At 54.8% G+C, this 18480-nt stretch carries 17 protein-coding genes; 5 read left to right on the plus strand and 12 right to left on the minus strand.

The genetic code is table 11. From position 1 onward, the window contains the following. Positions 1–10 precede the first annotated feature (10 nt). Genes glpC through glpA form a run of 3 tightly spaced genes read right to left on the minus strand, consistent with a single transcriptional unit; the run spans position 11 to position 4141 of the window. Positions 11–1222: an anaerobic glycerol-3-phosphate dehydrogenase subunit GlpC gene (gene glpC / locus HP572_RS18460; RefSeq protein WP_127157853.1), complete on the minus strand. Its 1212-nt coding sequence runs from the start codon at positions 1220–1222 to the stop codon at positions 11–13. Beyond that, positions 1219–2481, minus strand: a complete 1263-nt coding sequence (gene glpB, locus HP572_RS18465) for a glycerol-3-phosphate dehydrogenase subunit GlpB (RefSeq protein ID WP_240583974.1) — start codon at positions 2479–2481, stop codon at positions 1219–1221. Before glpB ends, glpC begins: the two co-directional genes overlap by 4 nt. Next, complete coding sequence (gene glpA / locus HP572_RS18470; RefSeq protein ID WP_240583975.1) at positions 2471–4141, minus strand: anaerobic glycerol-3-phosphate dehydrogenase subunit A; 1671 nt, start codon at positions 4139–4141, stop codon at positions 2471–2473. Before glpA ends, glpB begins: the two co-directional genes overlap by 11 nt. Positions 4142–4451: 310 nt before the next feature. On the opposite strand from glpA, the gene glpT reads away from it, so the two are divergent. Both glpT and glpQ read left to right on the plus strand, forming a co-directional pair. Beyond that, positions 4452–5801, plus strand: coding sequence for a glycerol-3-phosphate transporter (gene glpT / locus HP572_RS18475; RefSeq protein WP_240583976.1), 1350 nt, complete (start codon positions 4452–4454; stop codon positions 5799–5801). Between the two features lie 75 nt (positions 5802–5876). After that, positions 5877–6950, plus strand: coding sequence for a glycerophosphodiester phosphodiesterase (gene glpQ / locus HP572_RS18480; RefSeq protein WP_240583977.1), 1074 nt, complete (start codon positions 5877–5879; stop codon positions 6948–6950). 59 nt (positions 6951–7009) lie between these two features. Here the strand turns inward: glpQ and yigL are convergent, their stop codons facing one another. Together yigL and pldB are read right to left on the minus strand one after the other, a co-directional pair. Further along, entirely contained in the window at positions 7010–7810 is an 801-nt protein-coding gene (gene yigL, locus HP572_RS18485; RefSeq protein WP_039486735.1) for a sugar/pyridoxal phosphate phosphatase YigL, read from the minus strand. A 102-nt stretch (positions 7811–7912) separates the two neighbouring features. Further along, positions 7913–8950, minus strand: coding sequence for a lysophospholipase L2 (gene pldB, locus HP572_RS18490; protein ID WP_240583978.1), 1038 nt, complete (start codon positions 8948–8950; stop codon positions 7913–7915). Positions 8951–9080: 130 nt separating this feature from the next. On the opposite strand from pldB, the gene rhtB reads away from it, so the two are divergent. After that, positions 9081–9701: a homoserine/homoserine lactone efflux protein gene (gene rhtB, locus HP572_RS18495; RefSeq protein WP_225086091.1), complete on the plus strand. Its 621-nt coding sequence runs from the start codon at positions 9081–9083 to the stop codon at positions 9699–9701. Between the two features lie 113 nt (positions 9702–9814). On the opposite strand, the gene rhtC is transcribed toward rhtB, so the two are convergent. From rhtC to pldA, 3 genes are all read right to left on the minus strand, one after another. Further along, positions 9815–10438 (minus strand): threonine export protein RhtC, encoded by a 624-nt coding sequence (gene rhtC / locus HP572_RS18500; protein ID WP_240583979.1) that lies wholly within the window; start codon positions 10436–10438, stop codon positions 9815–9817. Positions 10439–10480: 42 nt separating this feature from the next. Continuing rightward, positions 10481–12307: an ATP-dependent DNA helicase RecQ gene (gene recQ, locus HP572_RS18505; protein ID WP_240583980.1), complete on the minus strand. Its 1827-nt coding sequence runs from the start codon at positions 12305–12307 to the stop codon at positions 10481–10483. Positions 12308–12429: 122 nt separating this feature from the next. After that, positions 12430–13296 (minus strand): phospholipase A, encoded by an 867-nt coding sequence (pldA, locus tag HP572_RS18510; protein WP_240583981.1) that lies wholly within the window; start codon positions 13294–13296, stop codon positions 12430–12432. A 265-nt stretch (positions 13297–13561) separates the two neighbouring features. Here pldA and HP572_RS18515 point away from each other — a divergent pair, with 265 nt between their 5' ends. Continuing rightward, the gene (locus HP572_RS18515) at positions 13562–14068 is read left to right on the plus strand and encodes a thioesterase family protein (RefSeq protein ID WP_240583982.1); all 507 of its coding nucleotides are present in this window, start codon (positions 13562–13564) and stop codon (positions 14066–14068) included. Between the two features lie 115 nt (positions 14069–14183). Beyond that, a complete protein-coding gene (gene rarD / locus HP572_RS18520; protein ID WP_240583983.1) occupies positions 14184–15113 on the plus strand; it encodes an EamA family transporter RarD in 930 nt (309 codons plus the stop codon). Here the strand turns inward: rarD and HP572_RS18525 are convergent. From HP572_RS18525 to HP572_RS18535, 4 genes are all read right to left on the minus strand, one after another. After that, entirely contained in the window at positions 15079–16137 is a 1059-nt protein-coding gene (locus HP572_RS18525; RefSeq protein ID WP_240583984.1) for an AbrB family transcriptional regulator, read from the minus strand. The two genes, rarD and HP572_RS18525, sit on opposite strands and share 35 nt — an antisense overlap. Positions 16138–16318: 181 nt before the next feature. Next, the gene (corA, locus tag HP572_RS18530; RefSeq protein ID WP_039466184.1) at positions 16319–17269 is read right to left on the minus strand and encodes a magnesium/cobalt transporter CorA; all 951 of its coding nucleotides are present in this window, start codon (positions 17267–17269) and stop codon (positions 16319–16321) included. Positions 17270–17435: 166 nt separating this feature from the next. Then, positions 17436–17492: a YsgD/CorL family protein gene (gene ysgD, locus HP572_RS23025; protein WP_349814568.1), complete on the minus strand. Its 57-nt coding sequence runs from the start codon at positions 17490–17492 to the stop codon at positions 17436–17438. 187 nt (positions 17493–17679) lie between these two features. Further along, positions 17680–18426 (minus strand): cyclase family protein, encoded by a 747-nt coding sequence (locus tag HP572_RS18535; protein ID WP_240583985.1) that lies wholly within the window; start codon positions 18424–18426, stop codon positions 17680–17682. Between the last annotated feature and the right edge of the window lie 54 nt (positions 18427–18480).

Here is an 18480-nt window from a genome sequence, read left to right on the forward strand (position 1 = left end):
CTTCTGTTTGTTATTCTGGCTGCGCCAGTGACCTCGCCAACAAGGTGATCGGGTGTTCACACCGTTTGCTGGTCGACATCTCAATCTGCCATTTACAGGTTTCGCAGTCCGTCACCACGATATCGACCCCGCTCTCTTCAATCTGCTGGAACAGCGGTGCGCCAATGCCTTGCGACGTGGCGTAATTCTCTTTCTTAAAGCCGTAGGTGCCCGCAATGCCGCAGCACTGGGAATCCAGCATCACCAGCTCAAGACCGGGGATGCGTTGCAGCAGCGCCAGGGTATACGCCGTCCAGCCCATACGTTCCAGGTGGCAAGGCGTGTGATACGCCACCCGCAGCGGCAATTTACCCAGCGGCAGCGTGCGCCCTTCTTCTTCCAGCAGGCGGTAGAGCTGGCGCGTCACCAGTTCGACGCCGTCGCGCACATGGCCGTTATCCACGCCCAGCAGATGCGGGTACTCGTCCCGCAGCGTGAACGTACAGCTGGAGGACGTCGCGACCACCGGCAGGGATTTCTGATTGATTGCCTCATCCAGCGATTTGATATTCGCATGTGCCTGCTTTCTGGCTTTGTCGTGAAAACCATTGGCGATCAGCGGCACGCCGCAGCACTTCTCTTTATTCAGCAACTGGACGCCAATGCCCATCGCGTTGAAGACCTGAACCAGATCTTTACCCAGCTGTGGATGGTTGTAGTTCACATAGCAGCCGTGGAAGTAAGCGATCTGCTCATCATAAGCCTGCTGCTTTGCTGCCTGCTGGCGATACCAGCGCCGGAAGGTGCCGAATGAATATTTCGGCAACTGGCGACGATGATCGATTTTCAACGCTTTATCCAGCAGGTGGCGCACCGGCTTCAGGCTGGTCGCCGTATTCACCAGCGGCGCAAACGGCGTGGCGATCGATCCCATGAGATCGGTATGGCTCAGAATCGCATCGCGCAGCGTCGGCTTGTGGGTGCTGTGCGTCCCCTTTGCACGCTGAATAATGTCGCCAATTTTAACATCCGACGGGCACGCGACCTCACAACGTTTGCAGTTGGTGCAGTATTTCAGCGCATCATCATACAGCGCCGGATCTTTACGCCGCAGGCGTTCGCCGTCCGGCCCAGCCTGTTTCGGGCCGGGATAAAGCGGATTCACGCGCGAAACCGGGCAGTACGTGGTACAGACTGTACACTTGATGCAATCTTCAAAACTGTTATCGCTAAGCAGGCTCATGGGTTGCCCTCCTTCAAAATCTGTTCGGCAACATGAAGTGCGCTGAGCAAGGAAACCCCGGCTCCACATCCCTGTACAATCGGGTCGAAGCCTTCCAGCACCGCGCCAATCGCATACAGGTTGTTGACCGTTTCGCCCCCAATGCGCGGATGCAGATGTTCATCGACCATCGCGCCAAATTGCATATAAGGCTGCGGCGCAAACACATCCTGCTGGCTCCAGCCCTCGCGCTGGTCAGCGAATCGAATATCCAGCCCAAAGACCGGTTCGGTCACCCGATCAAACTGCGTCACCAGCCCGTTACTGAAGAAGCTACCGCTCGCCAGCACCGCGTGCTTCGCCCGCAGCGGAATATCACGGTGATGGTGGCTATGGACGGCAATCTCCTGCGGCGACAGCGAGGCACGCACCGCGCGATCGCCCGGCATCACCATGCCACCCAGTTGGCGAAAGCGCTGCGACAGCGCCTGATGCAGGCGTAACCCGAGCAATGACGGCGGCAATGTCGGTAACAGCAGCACCGGTTTACCTAACGCATAAGCGAGTTCATTGATGATTTCAGGGCTGTCCAATCCCAGACAGGCGGGCATGATGATGGCATCGTTCCCGTTAGCCAGAAGCGACAGCTCTTCCACCAGTGCCGAACGATTTTCCGGTCGGTCGAGCACGCGGGCGATGTTGACCGCGCGGAATTCGCTGGGGTTCTGACGCAACCGATCCAGCACGGGCAGCTTGAGCTCATCACTGCGTGCCGCGATCCCCTGCGCCTGAAGCGTACCGGCCACAATACGGGACTGAAAATCCAGAAAGCCTTCGATTCCCGCAATCAGCGGATTGTCGCCAAAGCGGGAATCCGGCAGACCACGCGTTACGCCATCAACCGGACTCAGCCAGCAGGCGCGAAACTTACCTAACGGCGTCATGCGCCAGTGGTTCTGCTGATGATTGCCCTGCAAGGTGATATTGCTGCGTTCCAGCAATGCTTCAACCTGTGGCAACAGTGCCGAAACTGCCGCCGCGCCCATGCGGGAATAAGGGTGATGAGGAGCCTGACGCGCCAATTCATCCAGCGCATCGAGCGGCTGGCTCACGGGCTGCCCGTCAGGCAGATGGGAGAGTAAATCCAGCGCGCCGGAAGAAAAATGCAGCGCATTCTGCCCCGCGCTGACAATCGCGCAGCGTTTCCCCTGCTCCGATAAGCGAATGCCGCAGGTCAATCCCGCCAGTCCGCCACCGATAATCACAACGTCATAGCGCATGACGATCCTCCTGGCTGTCGCTGGCCGACAGGCCGCACAATCCCTGATAAATCCAGCTGGTAAACTCGCTTTCGCGCAGCGCATTGCCCCACGCAATCGGGCGAATGCCTTTCCAGCGTTCGTTCAAAAACTGGCTGAGCTGCGTGAGCGACTGCTCCGGCGTCGCGGTGCCCAGACGGCACAGCAAACCCGCCGCACGACAGGCGCACAGTTCACCCTGACAGGTGCCCATACCCACGCGGGTGCGCCGGCGTAAATCAATCAGGTTATTCACCTGCAGTGATTCCACGGCGTAGCGCACTTCCCCCGCCGTCACCGCCTCACACTCGCACACCAGGCTGCGGTCCAGACGCTCACCGGACAGCATTCTTCCGGCACGTTCACCGTGGCGATAAATCGCCGAACCGCGCAGCGGCGCAGAGAGCGGTTTTGCCGCAGGATAAGCAGACAGGGCGTGAGGAGCGGATTTCACCTCCTCCAGCGATTCAGAACCGGGCAGCGGCGTCTGTGCCGTCGAGCAGGCCACGTCATGACCCAGCTTTTTGCAGATGGCGTCTGTCACCCACTCCGCCATCAGCCGGTAGGTCATCAGCTTGCCGCCAGTGATAGTAATGAACCCTTCCAGCCCGTCGCGGCTGGCATGGTCGAGCAGCACAATGCCGCGGCTCACGCTACGGCCGCTCGGGTCGCTATCGCTGGCAACCAGCGGTCGGACGCCCGCATAGGCGCGCAGAATACGCGTGCTCGCCAACGTCGGTGCCAGCATCGAACCTTCCCGCATCAGCGTTTCCACCTCGGCAGGCGTCACCAGCATATTGTCGATTTGATCGTAATCGATGTGGGTTGAGGTGGTGCCAATCAGCGAAATGGTATCGCCCGGCACCAGAATGTCGGCATCTGCTGGTTTTCGGCAGCGGTTGATCACCATGTTGTTGATACGGTGTCCAAGAATCAACAGCGCGCCTTTTGCCGGGAACATGCGCACGCGCAGATCGGCATATTCCGCAATGTGCTGCCCCCAAATACCGCCCGCGTTGACTACTATCTGTGCATAAATTTCTGTTTCTACACCTTTTTTATGGTCGAAAACGCGCACGCCGGTAATACGATCGCCCTTGCGAATCAGACCAATGACCTCGTGATAGGTCAAGACTTCCGCGCCGTGCTCGCAGGCATCGATCATGTTGGCCGCCGTCAGGCGAAAAGGATCGACCGACCCATCCGGCACGCGCACCGCGCCAATCAGCGTCGGATTTGCTGCCGGTTCCAGTCGTAACGCTTCCTGCGGGTCCAACGCCTGCGCGCGAATCCCCGCCTGCTGGCAGGCGGTAATAAACTGTGCCTGCCAGCCGAGATCGTCTTCGGGCAAGGTGATAAACAGACCGTCGGTAGGTTCAATACAGTGGCGAGCGATCCGCCGGAGAATCTGGTTTTCTTCAATACATTCGCGGGCAGACTCGCCATCGGTTACCGCATAGCGGGCGCCGCTGTGTAATAAGCCGTGATTACGGCCGGTCGCTCCGGTCGCAATATCATAACGTTCAAGCAGCAGGCAGCGCAGTCCACGCAGAGCACAGTCCCGTGCCGTTCCCGCTCCCGTCGCACCACCGCCGATGACAACCACGTCAGTTTCACGCCAGTTCCCCGTATTTTGCTTCATGTCTCGCTCCAGGCGGATGGTATACATGTTGCTATTGGGACACAGAAAGAAGGGTTAATGTTTGATAAAGAGCAAAAACGAACACTAAACGAAAATAAAGCGGGGTTTAAAAACAATAAGTGTGATTTAGGTCACTAAAACCGCACTGTGGAATTTTCCGATTCTGTTAACATGAGCGCAAAAATCGTCACAGTTTCATAAAAGTGTAACATCAGCGTCATGAATCACACTCATTTGCACGCTATCCCCTTACAATAACGTTCGTAATAGAACAAAAAAGCTATCGTTTTTTTTCGCATTGGAGATCTCTATGCTGAGTATTTTTAGGCCCGCCGCCCACCAGCCGCGCGTGTCGCAAGAACACGTCGATCCGCTCTATCGCCGCCTGCGCTGGCAGATTTTCATGGGGATCTTTTTTGGCTACGCCGCCTACTATCTGGTGCGTAAAAACTTCGCACTCGCCATGCCTTACCTGATTGAGCAAGGCTTCTCGCGTGGCGATCTGGGTTTTGCGCTGTCCGGCATTTCCATCGCCTATGGCTTTTCTAAATTCATCATGGGGTCGATATCCGACCGTTCTAACCCACGCGTGTTCCTGCCTGCGGGTCTGATTCTGTCTGGTGCGGTCATGCTGTTCATGGGCTTCGTGCCGTGGGCAACGTCCAGCATTGCGATTATGTTTGTCCTGCTGTTCCTGTGCGGATGGTTCCAGGGTATGGGTTGGCCGCCGTGCGGACGTACCATGGTTCACTGGTGGTCGCAGAAAGAACGTGGTGGCATCGTGTCCGTATGGAACTGTGCTCACAACGTCGGCGGTGGTATTCCTCCTCTGCTGTTCCTGCTGGGTATGGCCTGGTTCAACGACTGGAAAGCAGCACTCTATATGCCGGCCTTCGCCGCCATTCTGATTGCCATGATCGCTTTTGCACTGATGCGTGACACGCCGCAATCCTGTGGTCTGCCGCCAATTGAAGAGTACAAAAACGATTATCCGGTTGATTACAATGAAAAAGCGGAAGAAGAACTGACGGCTAAGCAGATCTTCATGCAGTACGTTTTCCCGAACAAACTGCTGTGGTACATCGCGATTGCCAACGTCTTCGTTTACCTGCTGCGTTACGGTATCCTCGATTGGTCACCGACCTACCTGAAGGAAGTTAAACACTTCGCACTGGATAAGTCTTCCTGGGCCTATTTCTTCTACGAATACGCAGGTATTCCGGGCACGCTGCTGTGCGGTTGGATGTCCGACAAGGTCTTCAAAGGCAACCGTGGTGCAACGGGCGTGTTCTTCATGACGCTGGTGACAATAGCAACCATCGTTTACTGGATGAACCCAGCCGGCAATCCAGGTGTGGACATGGCCTGTATGATCGTCATCGGCTTCCTGATTTACGGCCCGGTCATGCTGATTGGTCTGCATGCACTGGAACTGGCACCGAAAAAAGCAGCGGGTACCGCAGCGGGCTTCACCGGTCTGTTCGGCTACCTGGGCGGTTCCGTTGCCGCTAGCGCCATCGTCGGCTACACCGTTGACTTCTTCGGTTGGGACGGCGGCTTCATGGTCATGATCGGCGGCAGCATTCTGGCTGTAATTCTTCTGGTTGTTGTTATGCTGAATGAGAAAAAGCATAAAGCAGAGTTAGCCCATCGCGCCTAACCCGCTCTTGTAAGCATCCCTCTGGCGGCGTCATGATGACGCCGCCTTTCTCTCAACAGAAAGAGGTTTGATCGCATGAACGTTACCGTAACATCCCTACTCTCCGCCCTCGCGCTCTCCGTTTCTTTTAGTACTAGTACTTTCGCTTCATCAACCGACAAAATCGTTATTGCCCACCGCGGTGCCAGCGGCTATCTGCCTGAGCATACGCTTCCTGCAAAAGCGATGGCCTACGCTCAGGGTGCCGATTATCTGGAGCAGGATCTGGTACTCACCAAAGATAACGCGCTCATTGTCCTGCACGATCACTATCTGGATCGCGTGACCGACGTGGCAGAACGTTTTCCACAACGCGCCCGTAAAGATGGACGCTTTTACGCTATCGACTTCACGCTACAAGAGATCAAATCGCTAAAATTTACCGAAGGATTCGACATCAAAGACGGCAAGCAGGTACAGAGTTACCCGAACCGTTTTCCGATGTGGAAATCCGACTTCCGTATTCATACCTTTCAGGAAGAAATTGAGTTTATTCAGGGTCTGAACCACTCAACCGGCAAAAACATCGGACTCTACCCCGAAATCAAAGCGCCGTGGTTTCACCATCAGGAAGGGAAAGACATCGCGCGCGAAACGCTGACCGTGCTGAAGCAGTATGGCTATACGAAGAAGAGCGATAAGGTCTTCCTGCAATCGTTTGACGTCGCGGAGCTAAAACGCATCAAAACCGAATTGCAGCCGCAGATGAAGATGGATCTGAACCTGATTCAACTGATTGCCTATACCAACTGGCATGAAACCTACGAGAAGCAGGCCGATGGGACGTGGGTGAATTACAACTATGACTGGATGCAAAAGCCCGGCGCTATGCAGCAGATTGCGACCTATGCCGACGGTATCGGCCCGGACTATCACATGCTCATCCAGAAAGGATCGACGCCTGGCCACATCACCTTTACCGACATGGTGAAGGAAGTCCACCAGCATAAACTTCAGGTTCATCCGTTCACGGCAAGGGCCGACAGGCTACCGGCGTACGCTAGCGATATCGATCGGCTCTACGACATTCTCTACTATCAGGCGAATGTTGACGGCCTGTTCACCGATTTTCCCGACAAAGCGGTCGATTTCCTGAAAAAACCGCGCTGAGTCTCAGCGTTGCCATCGGGCACGATGTGCCCGATGATGCACTGACTCAATCATATCGATTACTTCAGAAACAGTTCACGCAGGTAATTCGGCACCGCGCTGTCCGCGTTAGACCCAATCACTTCGCGATCTGGCAGCATATCTTTCAGGCGCTGATGCGCGTTCTGCATCACGCAGCCTTTACCCGCCATCGACAGCATTTCGTAGTCGTTCATGCCATCACCAAACGCCACACACTCTTTGAGCGAGAAGCCGATAATCTTCGCCACTTGTTCCAACGCATGGCCTTTAGACACGCCGCCAGCCATCACTTCCAGACAGGTAAGCGTCGAAAAACTCACGTTGACGCGGTCGCCCCAGCGCGCGTTAAGCGCTTCTTCCAGCGGTAACAGCTGCTCATGGGAATCACAGGTAAAGAACACCTTGCTGACGCCATCGGTTTCGAGCAGTGCAGGTTCGAACAGCTTGTATTTAAAGATCGACTCTTTGAAGAAACGCTCTTCTTCCGCGCGCGGACGGTTCATAAACCACTCATCATCGCGGTAAACGTGCGTCAGCATATCGGGGTTATTGTGTACGACGCTGTAAAGGTCGCGGGCGATATCTTGATCCAGGTTGTGGCTGAAAATCAGCTCGCCCTGCGAGTTGTGCACGCGTGCACCATTCGAGGTAATCATAAACGCGTTGATACCGAGGTTATCGCGGATCTGCGCGACATCCATGTGATGCCGTCCGGTAGCGAACACAAAGTGAATCCCTTTCTCCGTCAGCAGCCTGAGGGTTTCTTTCGCATAGGGGGACAGCGAGTGGTCAGGTGACAGCAGTGTGCCATCTAAATCGGAAGCAACGACATGGTACATAACGATGAGATCTCACTTCTGGTGTGTTGTGGCGGCACGCGCCGCAAAAAATTAACGAGGTTGCTGGCAGCGTCCGTTGAACGACCTGCCAACAGTCTAAAATTAATGATAACGCGCAAAGTGCGCCAAAATCAGCGCAAATGCCTGAGCGCGGAGGTTATCCGTTTCAAAGAGAATTTCGTGCCGCGCACCGGGGATAACCTGCAAAACGCCATTTGAATTGGCGTTACCGTTCTGTGCCAGTATCTGGCAAAACGCATTCTGGCTACGGTTATCCACCACGCGCTCCTCTCCCGCCTGTAGCAGCAGAAGCGGCGTAGTGATGGCGCTGGCCTGTGCCAGTAGCTGTTTCCCCGCCTGTATGGCCTCACGCACCCAATGGTAAGTCGGGCCACCAATGCGCAAATCCGGCGAATCCGCATAAAATCGAATGCTGCGCTGGTAGCGCTCACGGCTGTGCGTCAACACATTCATCCGATAAGGCAAAGGACGCCACTGTCCGGTGCCGATGGCGTAGTAATCACGAATCGCCGGGCGACGCTCTGCCCAATCGACAATCCAGCCAGCCACGCAATGGGGAAGCGGCAAACGAATACCAAACATCGGCGCGCACAGCGCTACGGCATCAAACGTCTCAGGTTGGCGAATCAGAAGCTGCGCCAAAATCGCCCCACCCATTGAATGCGCTAAGGCAAACCGGCGGGTATAGTGCTTCGGGCCAATATGCTGCTGGCACAGCGTTTCGGCATCATCGACATAATCACTGAAGCGCACGACGTGTCCACGGTGGCCGTCTTGCAGCACCCGTCCCGATCGCCCTTGCCCACGATGATCCATGATGAGTACATCATAGCCGCTGTGAAAGAGGTCATAAGCGACTTCGCTATATTTGACATAGCTTTCGATACGGCCTGAAAAGACAACGACAATCTTGTCGTGCTGGGGCGCGGTAAAGCGAACAAACCGGATCGGTACATCGTCAACGCCAGAGAATTCGCCCTCTTCGCGCTGACGCCAGAAATCCAGTAATTCTCCGGTAGCAAAAGCGGCAAACTGCGCTTCTCGCGTTAACAGGTTCGAGGTTAACCCTTCAGGCGTTAACCGTTCCGACGTAAACAACGTATTGTGGCGTCGAATCATCACACCTCTCCGGTGACGCGGGAAAACAAAGCTAGCGGAAGAACATGACAAGCAGTGGAGCACCAGCGTATTGTGACATAAAAAACAGACAGACTCTCGTAATACAGAACGTGATTCAGGGGCATACTTCATGACATTGGATTGGTGGTTAACCTATTTACTCACAACGCTTATTCTCAGCCTGTCACCCGGATCTGGTGCCATCAACACCATGAGCACCGGAATTAGCCACGGCTATCGCGGCGCGGCGGCTTCGATCTGTGGTTTGCAGGTCGGGCTGGCGATTCATATCGTGCTGGTCGGCATTGGATTAGGCGCGTTGCTTAACCAATCTGTACTGGCTTTCGATATGCTGAAATGGTTGGGCGCGGCTTATCTGATTTGGCTGGGGATTCAGCAATGGCGCGCCGCAGGCGCACTGGACCTTCAGGCAATCGCCAGCGCGATGCCGCGTCGCCGACTCTTTAAACGCGCGGTGCTGGTGAATCTGACCAACCCGAAAAGCATCGTGTTTCTGGCGGCGCTGTTCCCGCAGTTCATTATCCCCCACCAGCCGCAGGCCGCACAGTATCTGGTGTTGGGCGTCACCACCGTTGTGGTCGATATTATCGTGATGATTGGCTATGCCACGCTAGCCACGCGCATCGCCGGCTGGCTAAAAGGCCCACGGCAGATGAAGATGCTCAACCGGATATTCGGTTCACTGTTTGTGCTGGTTGGCGCGTTACTCGCCACGGCGAGAAAGGCCTGATGAAAGAGTGCGCCGTCGTGAATGGCGGCGCGCTTTTTTCTTGAAGAAATGCTTTCCCTACCGCTTTTTCTCCACAGAACGTGCGCAGAGAGAGACATCCTCACAGGGAAAGATTAGCGAGAAAAAATCAGGTGCAGGCCAAATCCGGTAAACAGCACGCCCGCTACGCCATCCACCCATTTTGCTAGACGCTGATAGCCGCGACGCATGGCCGGTAGGGCGAAAACCATCGCGACCAGACTGAACCAGATCAGCGTTTCAATCGAGATCAGCGCAAACAGTCCCCAGCGGGCACCGCTGCCGACGCTATCGCCAACAAACAGCGAGAACACGCTGCCGAAATAGATCAGCGCCTTCGGGTTAGCCAGATTCGTCAATAACCCGCGCATAAAGGTTTTGCCACGCTGAGGCAAGACCACCGCCATTTCCTGTGTGGTTTCCAGTTGCGCTTTACGCCGTGCGGAGCGCAGCATCTGCCAGCCCATCCAGCACAGGTACAGCCCGCCGCCGACGGTAATGGCCGTATGTAGCCAGGCCATTTTTTGCAACAGCAGATGCAACCCCAGCAGCGCGATCGCCGCCCAGACCACCACGCCCAGAGAAATACCCAACACGCCCATCATCGCTTCACGGCGGGAACGGCTGGCCGCGGTTTGTGAAACGAAAAAGAAATCCGGCCCCGGGCTCATCAGCGCAATGAAATGCACCAGCGCCACCGTCAGAAATAGCATCAGCATGTTGGTTTTCCTGTTTTTAAATGCAGTCAGACAAGACGAGCGTTACTCGTCATCATTATCGACATGATCGCGAATCATGTTCATGAAAGGCGCACCGAAACGTTCGAGTTTACGGTGTCCTACCCCGTTGATATTCAGCAGTTCACCTGCGGTGATCGGCATCAGTTCCGCCATCTCCAGCAGCGTCGCATCGCTGAACACCACATAAGGCGGAATATTGTCTTCATCCGCGATGGATTTACGTAGTTTGCGCAATTTGGCGAACAGCTTGCGGTCGTAATTTCCGCCGTAAGATTTTTGATTCGCGCGGGGTTTCAGGTTAATCACACGCGGCACGGCCAGCTGTAGCGGCATTTCTCCCCGCAATACCGGACGCGCCGATTCGGTAAGCTGTACAGCGGAATGCATCGTGATGTTCTGGTTCAGCAAACCCAGATGAATCAGTTGGCGCAGTACGCTGACCCAATGCTCCTGCGATTTGTCCTTACCGATGCCGTAAACCGGCAGCTTGTCATGACCAAAGTCTCGGATACGCTGGTTATTTGCGCCGCGCAGCACCTCGACGATATACCCTAAACCAAAGCGCTGCCCGACCCGATACACGCAGGACAGCGCCTTTTGCGCTTCAACCAGCCCGTCGTAGCGCTTCGGCGGATCGAGACAAACATCGCAGTTACCGCAGGGTTGTTGGCGTCCTTCACCGAAATAGTTCAGCAGCACCAAACGCCGACAGGTCTGTGCTTCGGCAAACGCGCCCATCGCATTGAGCTTATGACGCTCGATATCCAACTGCGGCCCAGCGGGTTTTTCTTCCAGACAGCGGCGCAGCCACGCCATATCCGCCGGATCGTAGAACAGCGCGGCTTCAGCCGCGAGGCCGTCACGCCCGGCACGCCCCGTTTCCTGATAGTAGGATTCGATATTGCGCGGAATATCAAAGTGCACCACAAATCGCACGTTAGGTTTGTTGATGCCCATACCAAATGCGACGGTCGCCACCACCACCTGAAGATCGTCACGCAGGAACGCTTCCTGCACCTGCGCACGCCGTTCATTATCCAGACCGGCGTGATAAGCCCCTGCGCTCAGGCCACGGGCCTGCAAACGCGCGCAAATATCTTCCACGCGGGAACGGCTATTGCAGTAGATGATACCGCTTTTCCCACGCTGCCCCTGCACGAACATCCAGAGCTGATCGAGCGGTTTGAATTTCTCTACCAGCGTGTAGCGAATATTCGGGCGGTCAAAACTGTTGATCTGAATAAGCGGCGACCGCAGATCCAGCAGGCGAACGATATCGTTGCGCGTGGTCTCGTCAGCGGTGGCCGTCAAAGCGATGAAAGGAAGATGGGGAAAACGCTGTTTAATCTGCCCCAGCGCGCGGTATTCAGGGCGGAAATCATGGCCCCATTGGGAAATGCAGTGCGCTTCATCCACCGCGATCAGGGCGATCTGCCAGTGGGCGAGATGATCGAGGAAGCTGTCCGTCGTCAGGCGTTCGGGCGCAATATACAGCAGTTTGATTTGACCGGTACGGCAACCCGCCATCACTTCAAGCTGCTGTTCACGCGTCTGCGTCGAATTCAGGCAGGCAGCCGACACACCGTAGGCCTGAAGCTGATCGACCTGATCTTTCATCAGCGAAATCAGCGGAGACACCACCAGCGTCAGCCCGTCCATCACCAGCGCGGGGATTTGATAGCACAGCGACTTGCCGCCGCCTGTCGGCATGATAACCAGACAGTCCTGCCCACTGAGCGTCGCGCTGATAATTTCCTGCTGACCCGGTCGGAATTGCTGGTAGCCGAACGTGTCCCGCAGAACCTGAACCGCCAGCGCTTCCTTATTCAATACTTCCGCCGTAGACACGCCTTCCCCAATTCAATGAAATCAAACAGGCGCTATTTTCAGCGCCGTTTGGTAAAACTGCAATGGTTAAGTTTGGTAAAACGACGATGGCTAAAAACGGCAATCGCTAAAAAACACGATCATTAGAACATGTCGTTCAGCGTCACCCCAACGCCGAAGCGGGTCTGGCGGTGGTTGTAGTCAATCAGAGATTCGCCATAGCCGCTAAAGACCTTGGTGTAAAAGCGAACATGACGCGTCAGCGGGTAGCTCCAGCCCAGTTCACCACCGCCGTAGCCGCTGTTCCAGTTATAACGCCCTTCCGCGCTAAAGACGCTATCGCCCCACACATAGCCGACACGTAAGCGGTAATGGCCCATGTATTTGGTGATGTCCGGGTTATCGTCCTGGCTATCGGAGAAACGTATCCACGGTTTCACATCGACCTGCCAGTTGCCGTTCTGCGCCATCAGGCGGGTATAAGCGCGGTTCCAACTGCGTGACGTCGGTTCGGAACGGCCATTAGACTGGTGGTTAAAGCCTACTTCTACATCCCGCAGCGTCCAGCCCGCAAAGTCGTAGCTCGTTGCCCAGCCCAAAAAGACCTGTGGCTCATAGTCCGTTTCACGGAACGGAGAAGACTCGCTCTTATTCGACAACTGCCACCATGAGCGCTGCGTATAGGAAGCGCCCAGCAGCGAGTTATCGCCCAGAATGCCACGCCAGATCGGGAACCCCAGGCTCAGTTGGTAATGCACTTCATCTTTACGTGCTTCATCGCCCCAGTTATAGCTCTGGATCGCGGTTTTATTGATGTTGCTGGTATAGGTGTAGAGTAAGTAGTTACTTTCATAAGGATAGAGGACAAACGGGGTATCGTGCTCTTGTAACAGACTGGCGATAATGCTGCCGCGTACCGCCGGTTGATTTGGCGCTGGCGCGTTTGTTGTGACTTCAGCATGAGCCTGCGCCATCAGTAATGCTGCCAGTACGAATCCTATTTTATGCATTTATTTTCTCCGACATGTTTTTCTCCAGCATTCTTTTATAAATAAAGTCTTTTATCTAAATAAACTCGTTTATCTAATCGGCCATTCCCCACTCAAGCCCGCCATTCTACACAGTTCAGCAACGTTTGAATTAGCGCTCCCTCGTTTATCGGCCTTTTCTGGAAAGAAACAAAATCAATGCATAAAATAAACACTTGCATAACCTTATTGCATCAAATTAACCACACTTAATGCGTATCTCTTATTGCTTGGACGGGAAACGACTATGGCTGACGTACCATCATTTCAGGGCATCCCCCCATTTCAGGGAACCACATTAACCAGAGATACCGTGCGCCAGCTTGTTGGTGAGATTTTCATTTACAAAATGCCGTTTAACATCGAATTAGGTCTTGAATTACAGCAGTTTGAAGCCGACAAAGCCGTCCTGACATTCGCCCGGCAAGAGAAACTCATCGGCAATGCGGCACAAAAAATTCTGCACGGCGGCGTGATTGCCGCCGGACTGGACGTCGCTGCCGGATTGGTGTGCGTCGGCAACACGCTGCTGCGTCATGAGACGATTAGCGATCAGGAGTTTCATCACCGACTCGCCCGCATGGGAACCATTGATATGCGGGTCGATTATCTGCGTCCGGGCTATGGAGAACACTTCACCATTACCAGCACGCTGCTGCGCGGCGGCAATAAAATCGCCGTTGCACGCGCCGAATTGCATAACGAACAGGGCTCGCATCTGGCCAGCGCCACCGCAACCTATATTGTCGGGTAGCCTTTCTCGTGGGCAGACATGATTGCCGGGTCATGTTGTCATTAACACTTTACGTGAAAGCGCTCACAGTTTTGGGTAGACTTAGCGTTTTCCCGCCGTCCTTATCGAGTCATCCATGAACGCGCAACAAACCCGTGAGGGGATATTTTTCGCCCTCGGTGCGTATTTTATTTGGGGAATTGCTCCCGTTTATTTCAAGCTGCTTGAGCACGTTCCACCCAATGAAATACTGACGCACCGTATTATCTGGTCATTCTTCTTTATGCTGATCCTGCTGACCATCGGCCGGAAATGGCGTCAGGTGAGCTATGCCTGCCGCAACGTCAAGCATCTGTTTCTGTTGGCATTAACGGCGGTGCTTATCGGCGGAAACTGGCTGTTGTACATCTGGGCGGTCAACAACCATCACATGCTGGAAGCCAGTCTGGGGTATTTCATCAACCCACTGGTCAACGTCATGTTAGGCATGATCTTCCTGGGCGAACGCTTTCGCCGTCTGCAATGGCTGGCCGTGCTGCTCGCCGTGACGGGCGTACTGGTTCAGCTCTGGACGTTCGGATCGCTGCCGGTTATCGCACTCGGGCTGGCCTTCAGCTTCGCGTTATACGGTCTGCTGCGTAAGAAGATTGGTATCGACGGGCAAACTGGCATGCTGATCGAAACACTGTGGCTGCTGCCGGTCGCGATCATTTATCTGTTTTTTATTGCCGACACGCCAAGCAGCCATCTGACAGCCAATCCCTGGTCGCTGAACCTGCTGCTGCTCTCGGCGGGTATCGTCACCACGGTGCCGTTACTGTTTTTCACCGCGGCGGCGATGCGCCTGCGCCTGTCGACGCTCGGCTTCTTCCAGTATCTCGGCCCTACCATCATGTTCATACTGGCGGTGGTGTTCTACGGTGAAACGTTCAGCAGCGACAAGCTGGTGACGTTTGGCTTTATCTGGGGTGCACTGGCGCTGTTTATTCTGGATGCGCTGTATACGCAGCGTAAGCTACGGCGCACGCCAGCTACAGTTTCCCAGCCTCAACACGACGGGAAATAAAGCGCGATAAGATCGGGCTGAATAGCAGTGTCGAAAACAGCCGCAGCGTCTGCATGGCAATCACAAATGCCATATCGACCCGACTGCCTGCGGCAATAATCGCAATCGAATCCAGCCCGCCGGGGCTGGTCGCCAGAAAGGCGGTCAGCATATCCACCGGCATCATTTTCGTCACCATCCACGCCATTCCGCCACACAGTAGCATCAATCCAACTATCGACGTCATCATGTGCGGCAACGTGCGGATCGCCAGTAAAAAGATGGGGCGGGTAAAGCAGAGCCCGACGCTCCAGCCGATAAAAGCATAGGCCAACGCCAACAGCCATTCCGGCGTTTGCAGATGCAAGGTGCCGCTGGCATGCAGCATCGAACCGATAATCATTGGCCCCAACAGCGCCCCAGATGGAATACGCAGGCGTCTTCCCAGCCAGGCGCTGCCAAACGCCACGCAAAGCGTCGCCAGAAAGCGCCAGTCCAGCTGAGGAAACCAGACCAGCATCGCGCTGTTTTCCGCCGCTTCGTCACCCAAACTCAAGCGCGCTACGAACGCCGCCGACGCGGTGACCATCAGCACGCGTAAATATTGCATGAAGGCGACCAGCCGCACGTCCGCGCCAAATTCCCCAGACATCGCGACCATCGCCGACGCACCGCCCGGCGATGCGCCCCAGGTTCCGGTCGTTCCGGGCAACTCGCTAAATTTGACCAGCAGCCAACCGGATAGCCCGCTGGCAGCCAGCGTCGCCAGCAGAATGAACAGCACCAGCGGCCATTCGCTCATCAACGGTGTCAGGATAGAAAATGACAGGCTTTGTGCCACCAGACAGCCCAGAACGGCATTGCTGCCCGCAAAGCAGACGGGCGGGATGCGAATCGTCGCACCGTTTAGCCCCATGACGACGCCGACCATCATCGGCCCTAGCAACAACGCGGCGGGAACGTGATAAATCTGTAGCCCAAACCCAAGGAATAATGAAACCGACAGCAATATTCCCCATTGCATCCAAGGAGACATCCCTTTCATGCACACGACCTGTTTTTAATCATAGAAAGTAAATAGAAAGGCTATTCGCCATTCTAAACAAGATGGCCGGAGAATGAACAGGCGCGGAAGAATAAACAGGAATAGCGAGTCGGAGAACGATAAAAAGGAAGGAATATTGACGCGCCTGACGGTTAAACCCCATCAGGCGCATACGGCAGATTTAGAGCCAGTTCTTACGTTTGAAATAGAGGTACGGCGCCAGTCCAGCGAGAATCATCAGCACAATCGCGCCCGGATAGCCAAACGACCACTTCAGTTCCGGCATAAATTCAAAGTTCATCCCGTAGCTGGATGCCACCAGCGTCGGTGGCAGGAACACCACGGAGACCACCGAGAAGATCTTGATAATCCGGCTCTGTTCAATATTGATGAAGCCCATCGCCGCCTGCATCAGGAAGTTAACCTTCTGGAACAGGGATTCGTTGTGCGGCAGCAGAGATTCGATATCGCGTAAAATTTCGCGCGCCTGCTCCAACTGGCCGGATGGCAAGCGGGCTTTACGCACCAGGAAGTTCAGCGCACGTTGGGTATCCATCAGACACAGGCGCACTTTCCAGCCCACGTCTTCCAGTTCCGCCAGCGTAGACAACGCGTCGTCGTACTCTTCGCCCTGCCGCCCTTCCATAATGATGCGGCTCAGCGATTCCAGATCGCTGTAGATGTTCTCGATTTCGTCCGCCAGTTGCTCAATTTTGGTCTCAAAGAGGTCGAGCAGCAGTTCGTAAGCATTGCCGTCCACCAGCGTTTGGTTACGGGCACGCATGCGATACAGGCGGAACGCAGGCAGCTCACGCTCACGCAAGGTGTACAGGCGACCATCGCGAATGGTAAACGCCACGGTAGAGTTACCGGCGTGATCGTCAGCGTCTTCAAAAAAGAAAAAGGAGTGAATGTGCAGGCCGTCTTCATCTTCAAAGAAACGTGCTGATGCTTCAATGTCTTCCAGTTCCGGACGGGTTGCCAGGCTTTGTCCCAGTTCGTTTTGTACTTTTTCACGCTCATCGTCTTCCGGCTCGATCAAATCGACCCAAACTGACGTGGTGAGATCATCGGAGTCATCCAGTTCCAGACGAGATAAACGGCAATTATCCAGTTTAAATGCGCTCAGCATGGGCCATAGCTCCCCTTTCAGTAGCAGAGATGGACAACGCGATTGAAGCACAGAAACAAAGGTGAGGTGTCACCAGCAGGTTTCAGTCCGTTCGACGGATCTGACTCGTAGCGACAAAAACAGCGTCGCTGACAACCACGAAGGCTATCAGCAGAGGAAGATAGCCTTAGAAGTTGTACCTAATGAACAGGTTAGTGAGCCAGTATCGACTGGGTGTGTCCAAGGCGTTAGTCCTCCGAGAATAATGATGCGCGCATGTTACGCCGAGATGAAAAAGACTTCAACTTTAAAACCGCGGCTGAAACACGCTGTAAAAGATTGGTCAAATGGATAAGGTTTATCCAATAAATTCGGCGCGGAAAGTGGTAAAAAACGCAGTCCTCAGAGTAAAAAAGAACTGCGTTTATCGATTAAGCGTTGTCGGGTAAATAGGCGATGGCACGGACGGGGAAGCCAGGCGCACCAGCGAAATTAGGATAGCTGACGTGAATATAAGCGCCGGTAGACGGCAGCTGATGCAGGTTATTCAGGACCTCAACCTGCCAGGCATTTTGGTTCAGCACGAAGAACTCGCCAATAAGCCCGTTGTTGCGACGGAAATCCGCGGCGGAATCCGTATCCAGCGTTTCATGCCCGACCGCGCTAATGCCGCGCTCTTCAAACAGGAACGTTAGCGCCTCAAGCGACCACCCCGGCGTATGGCTGTTGCCGTCTTCATCTTTATTGGCGAAGGCGTCAATATCGGGCCAGCGCGTGCTCCAGCCGCTGGCAAACGCGACAAAGCTGCCTGACGGGATTTCTCCGTGTTCACGCTCAAACGCCAGAATGTCGTCAACCGACAGGCGGTAATCGGGATCGTGTGCGACGGCGTCTTGCTTGTGGAGCACTACCAGCGGTAGCAACAGCTCTTTATTATCAATACGATCCAGATAGCGCTTACCCGCGACAAAATGCCCCGGCGCATCAATATGCGTCCCTGTCTGCGTCGCAAACGTCACCGCCTGCGCATAAAACCCATGATCTTCGACGTTGAATAAGGTCTTGCGCTGCAACACGCCTTCAAACGCGCTAAAAATAGGAATCGATTCCGTCACCGTATGCGTGAGATCGACCCATTTCTTCTTCTGTAGCTCGGCAATAATCTGGTCTAGCGTCATGGGCATGCTCCTTTTTTATTGTGATACCACACATCCATGGATACGCGGCAGGCC

The organism is Pectobacterium sp. PL64 (assembly GCF_022477975.1).
In the GTDB taxonomy this organism is placed as follows: domain Bacteria; phylum Pseudomonadota; class Gammaproteobacteria; order Enterobacterales; family Enterobacteriaceae; genus Pectobacterium; species Pectobacterium jejuense.

Excerpts from the sequence above, each read along its gene's own strand:
- glpC (WP_127157853.1), bottom strand. The coding sequence starts at position 1,222 with ATGAGCCTGCTTAGCGATAACAGTTTTGAAGATTGCATCAAGTGTACA.
- glpB (WP_240583974.1), bottom strand. The coding sequence starts at position 2,481 with ATGCGCTATGACGTTGTGATTATCGGTGGCGGACTGGCGGGATTGACC.
- glpA (WP_240583975.1), bottom strand. The coding sequence starts at position 4,141 with ATGAAGCAAAATACGGGGAACTGGCGTGAAACTGACGTGGTTGTCATC.
- glpT (WP_240583976.1), top strand. The coding sequence starts at position 4,452 with ATGCTGAGTATTTTTAGGCCCGCCGCCCACCAGCCGCGCGTGTCGCAA.
- glpQ (WP_240583977.1), top strand. The coding sequence starts at position 5,877 with ATGAACGTTACCGTAACATCCCTACTCTCCGCCCTCGCGCTCTCCGTT.
- yigL (WP_039486735.1), bottom strand. The coding sequence starts at position 7,810 with ATGTACCATGTCGTTGCTTCCGATTTAGATGGCACACTGCTGTCACCT.
- pldB (WP_240583978.1), bottom strand. The coding sequence starts at position 8,950 with ATGATTCGACGCCACAATACGTTGTTTACGTCGGAACGGTTAACGCCT.
- rhtB (WP_225086091.1), top strand. The coding sequence starts at position 9,081 with ATGACATTGGATTGGTGGTTAACCTATTTACTCACAACGCTTATTCTC.
- rhtC (WP_240583979.1), bottom strand. The coding sequence starts at position 10,438 with ATGCTGATGCTATTTCTGACGGTGGCGCTGGTGCATTTCATTGCGCTG.
- pldA (WP_240583981.1), bottom strand. The coding sequence starts at position 13,296 with ATGCATAAAATAGGATTCGTACTGGCAGCATTACTGATGGCGCAGGCT.
- HP572_RS18515 (WP_240583982.1), top strand. The coding sequence starts at position 13,562 with ATGGCTGACGTACCATCATTTCAGGGCATCCCCCCATTTCAGGGAACC.
- rarD (WP_240583983.1), top strand. The coding sequence starts at position 14,184 with ATGAACGCGCAACAAACCCGTGAGGGGATATTTTTCGCCCTCGGTGCG.
- HP572_RS18525 (WP_240583984.1), bottom strand. The coding sequence starts at position 16,137 with ATGAAAGGGATGTCTCCTTGGATGCAATGGGGAATATTGCTGTCGGTT.
- corA (WP_039466184.1), bottom strand. The coding sequence starts at position 17,269 with ATGCTGAGCGCATTTAAACTGGATAATTGCCGTTTATCTCGTCTGGAA.
- HP572_RS18535 (WP_240583985.1), bottom strand. The coding sequence starts at position 18,426 with ATGACGCTAGACCAGATTATTGCCGAGCTACAGAAGAAGAAATGGGTC.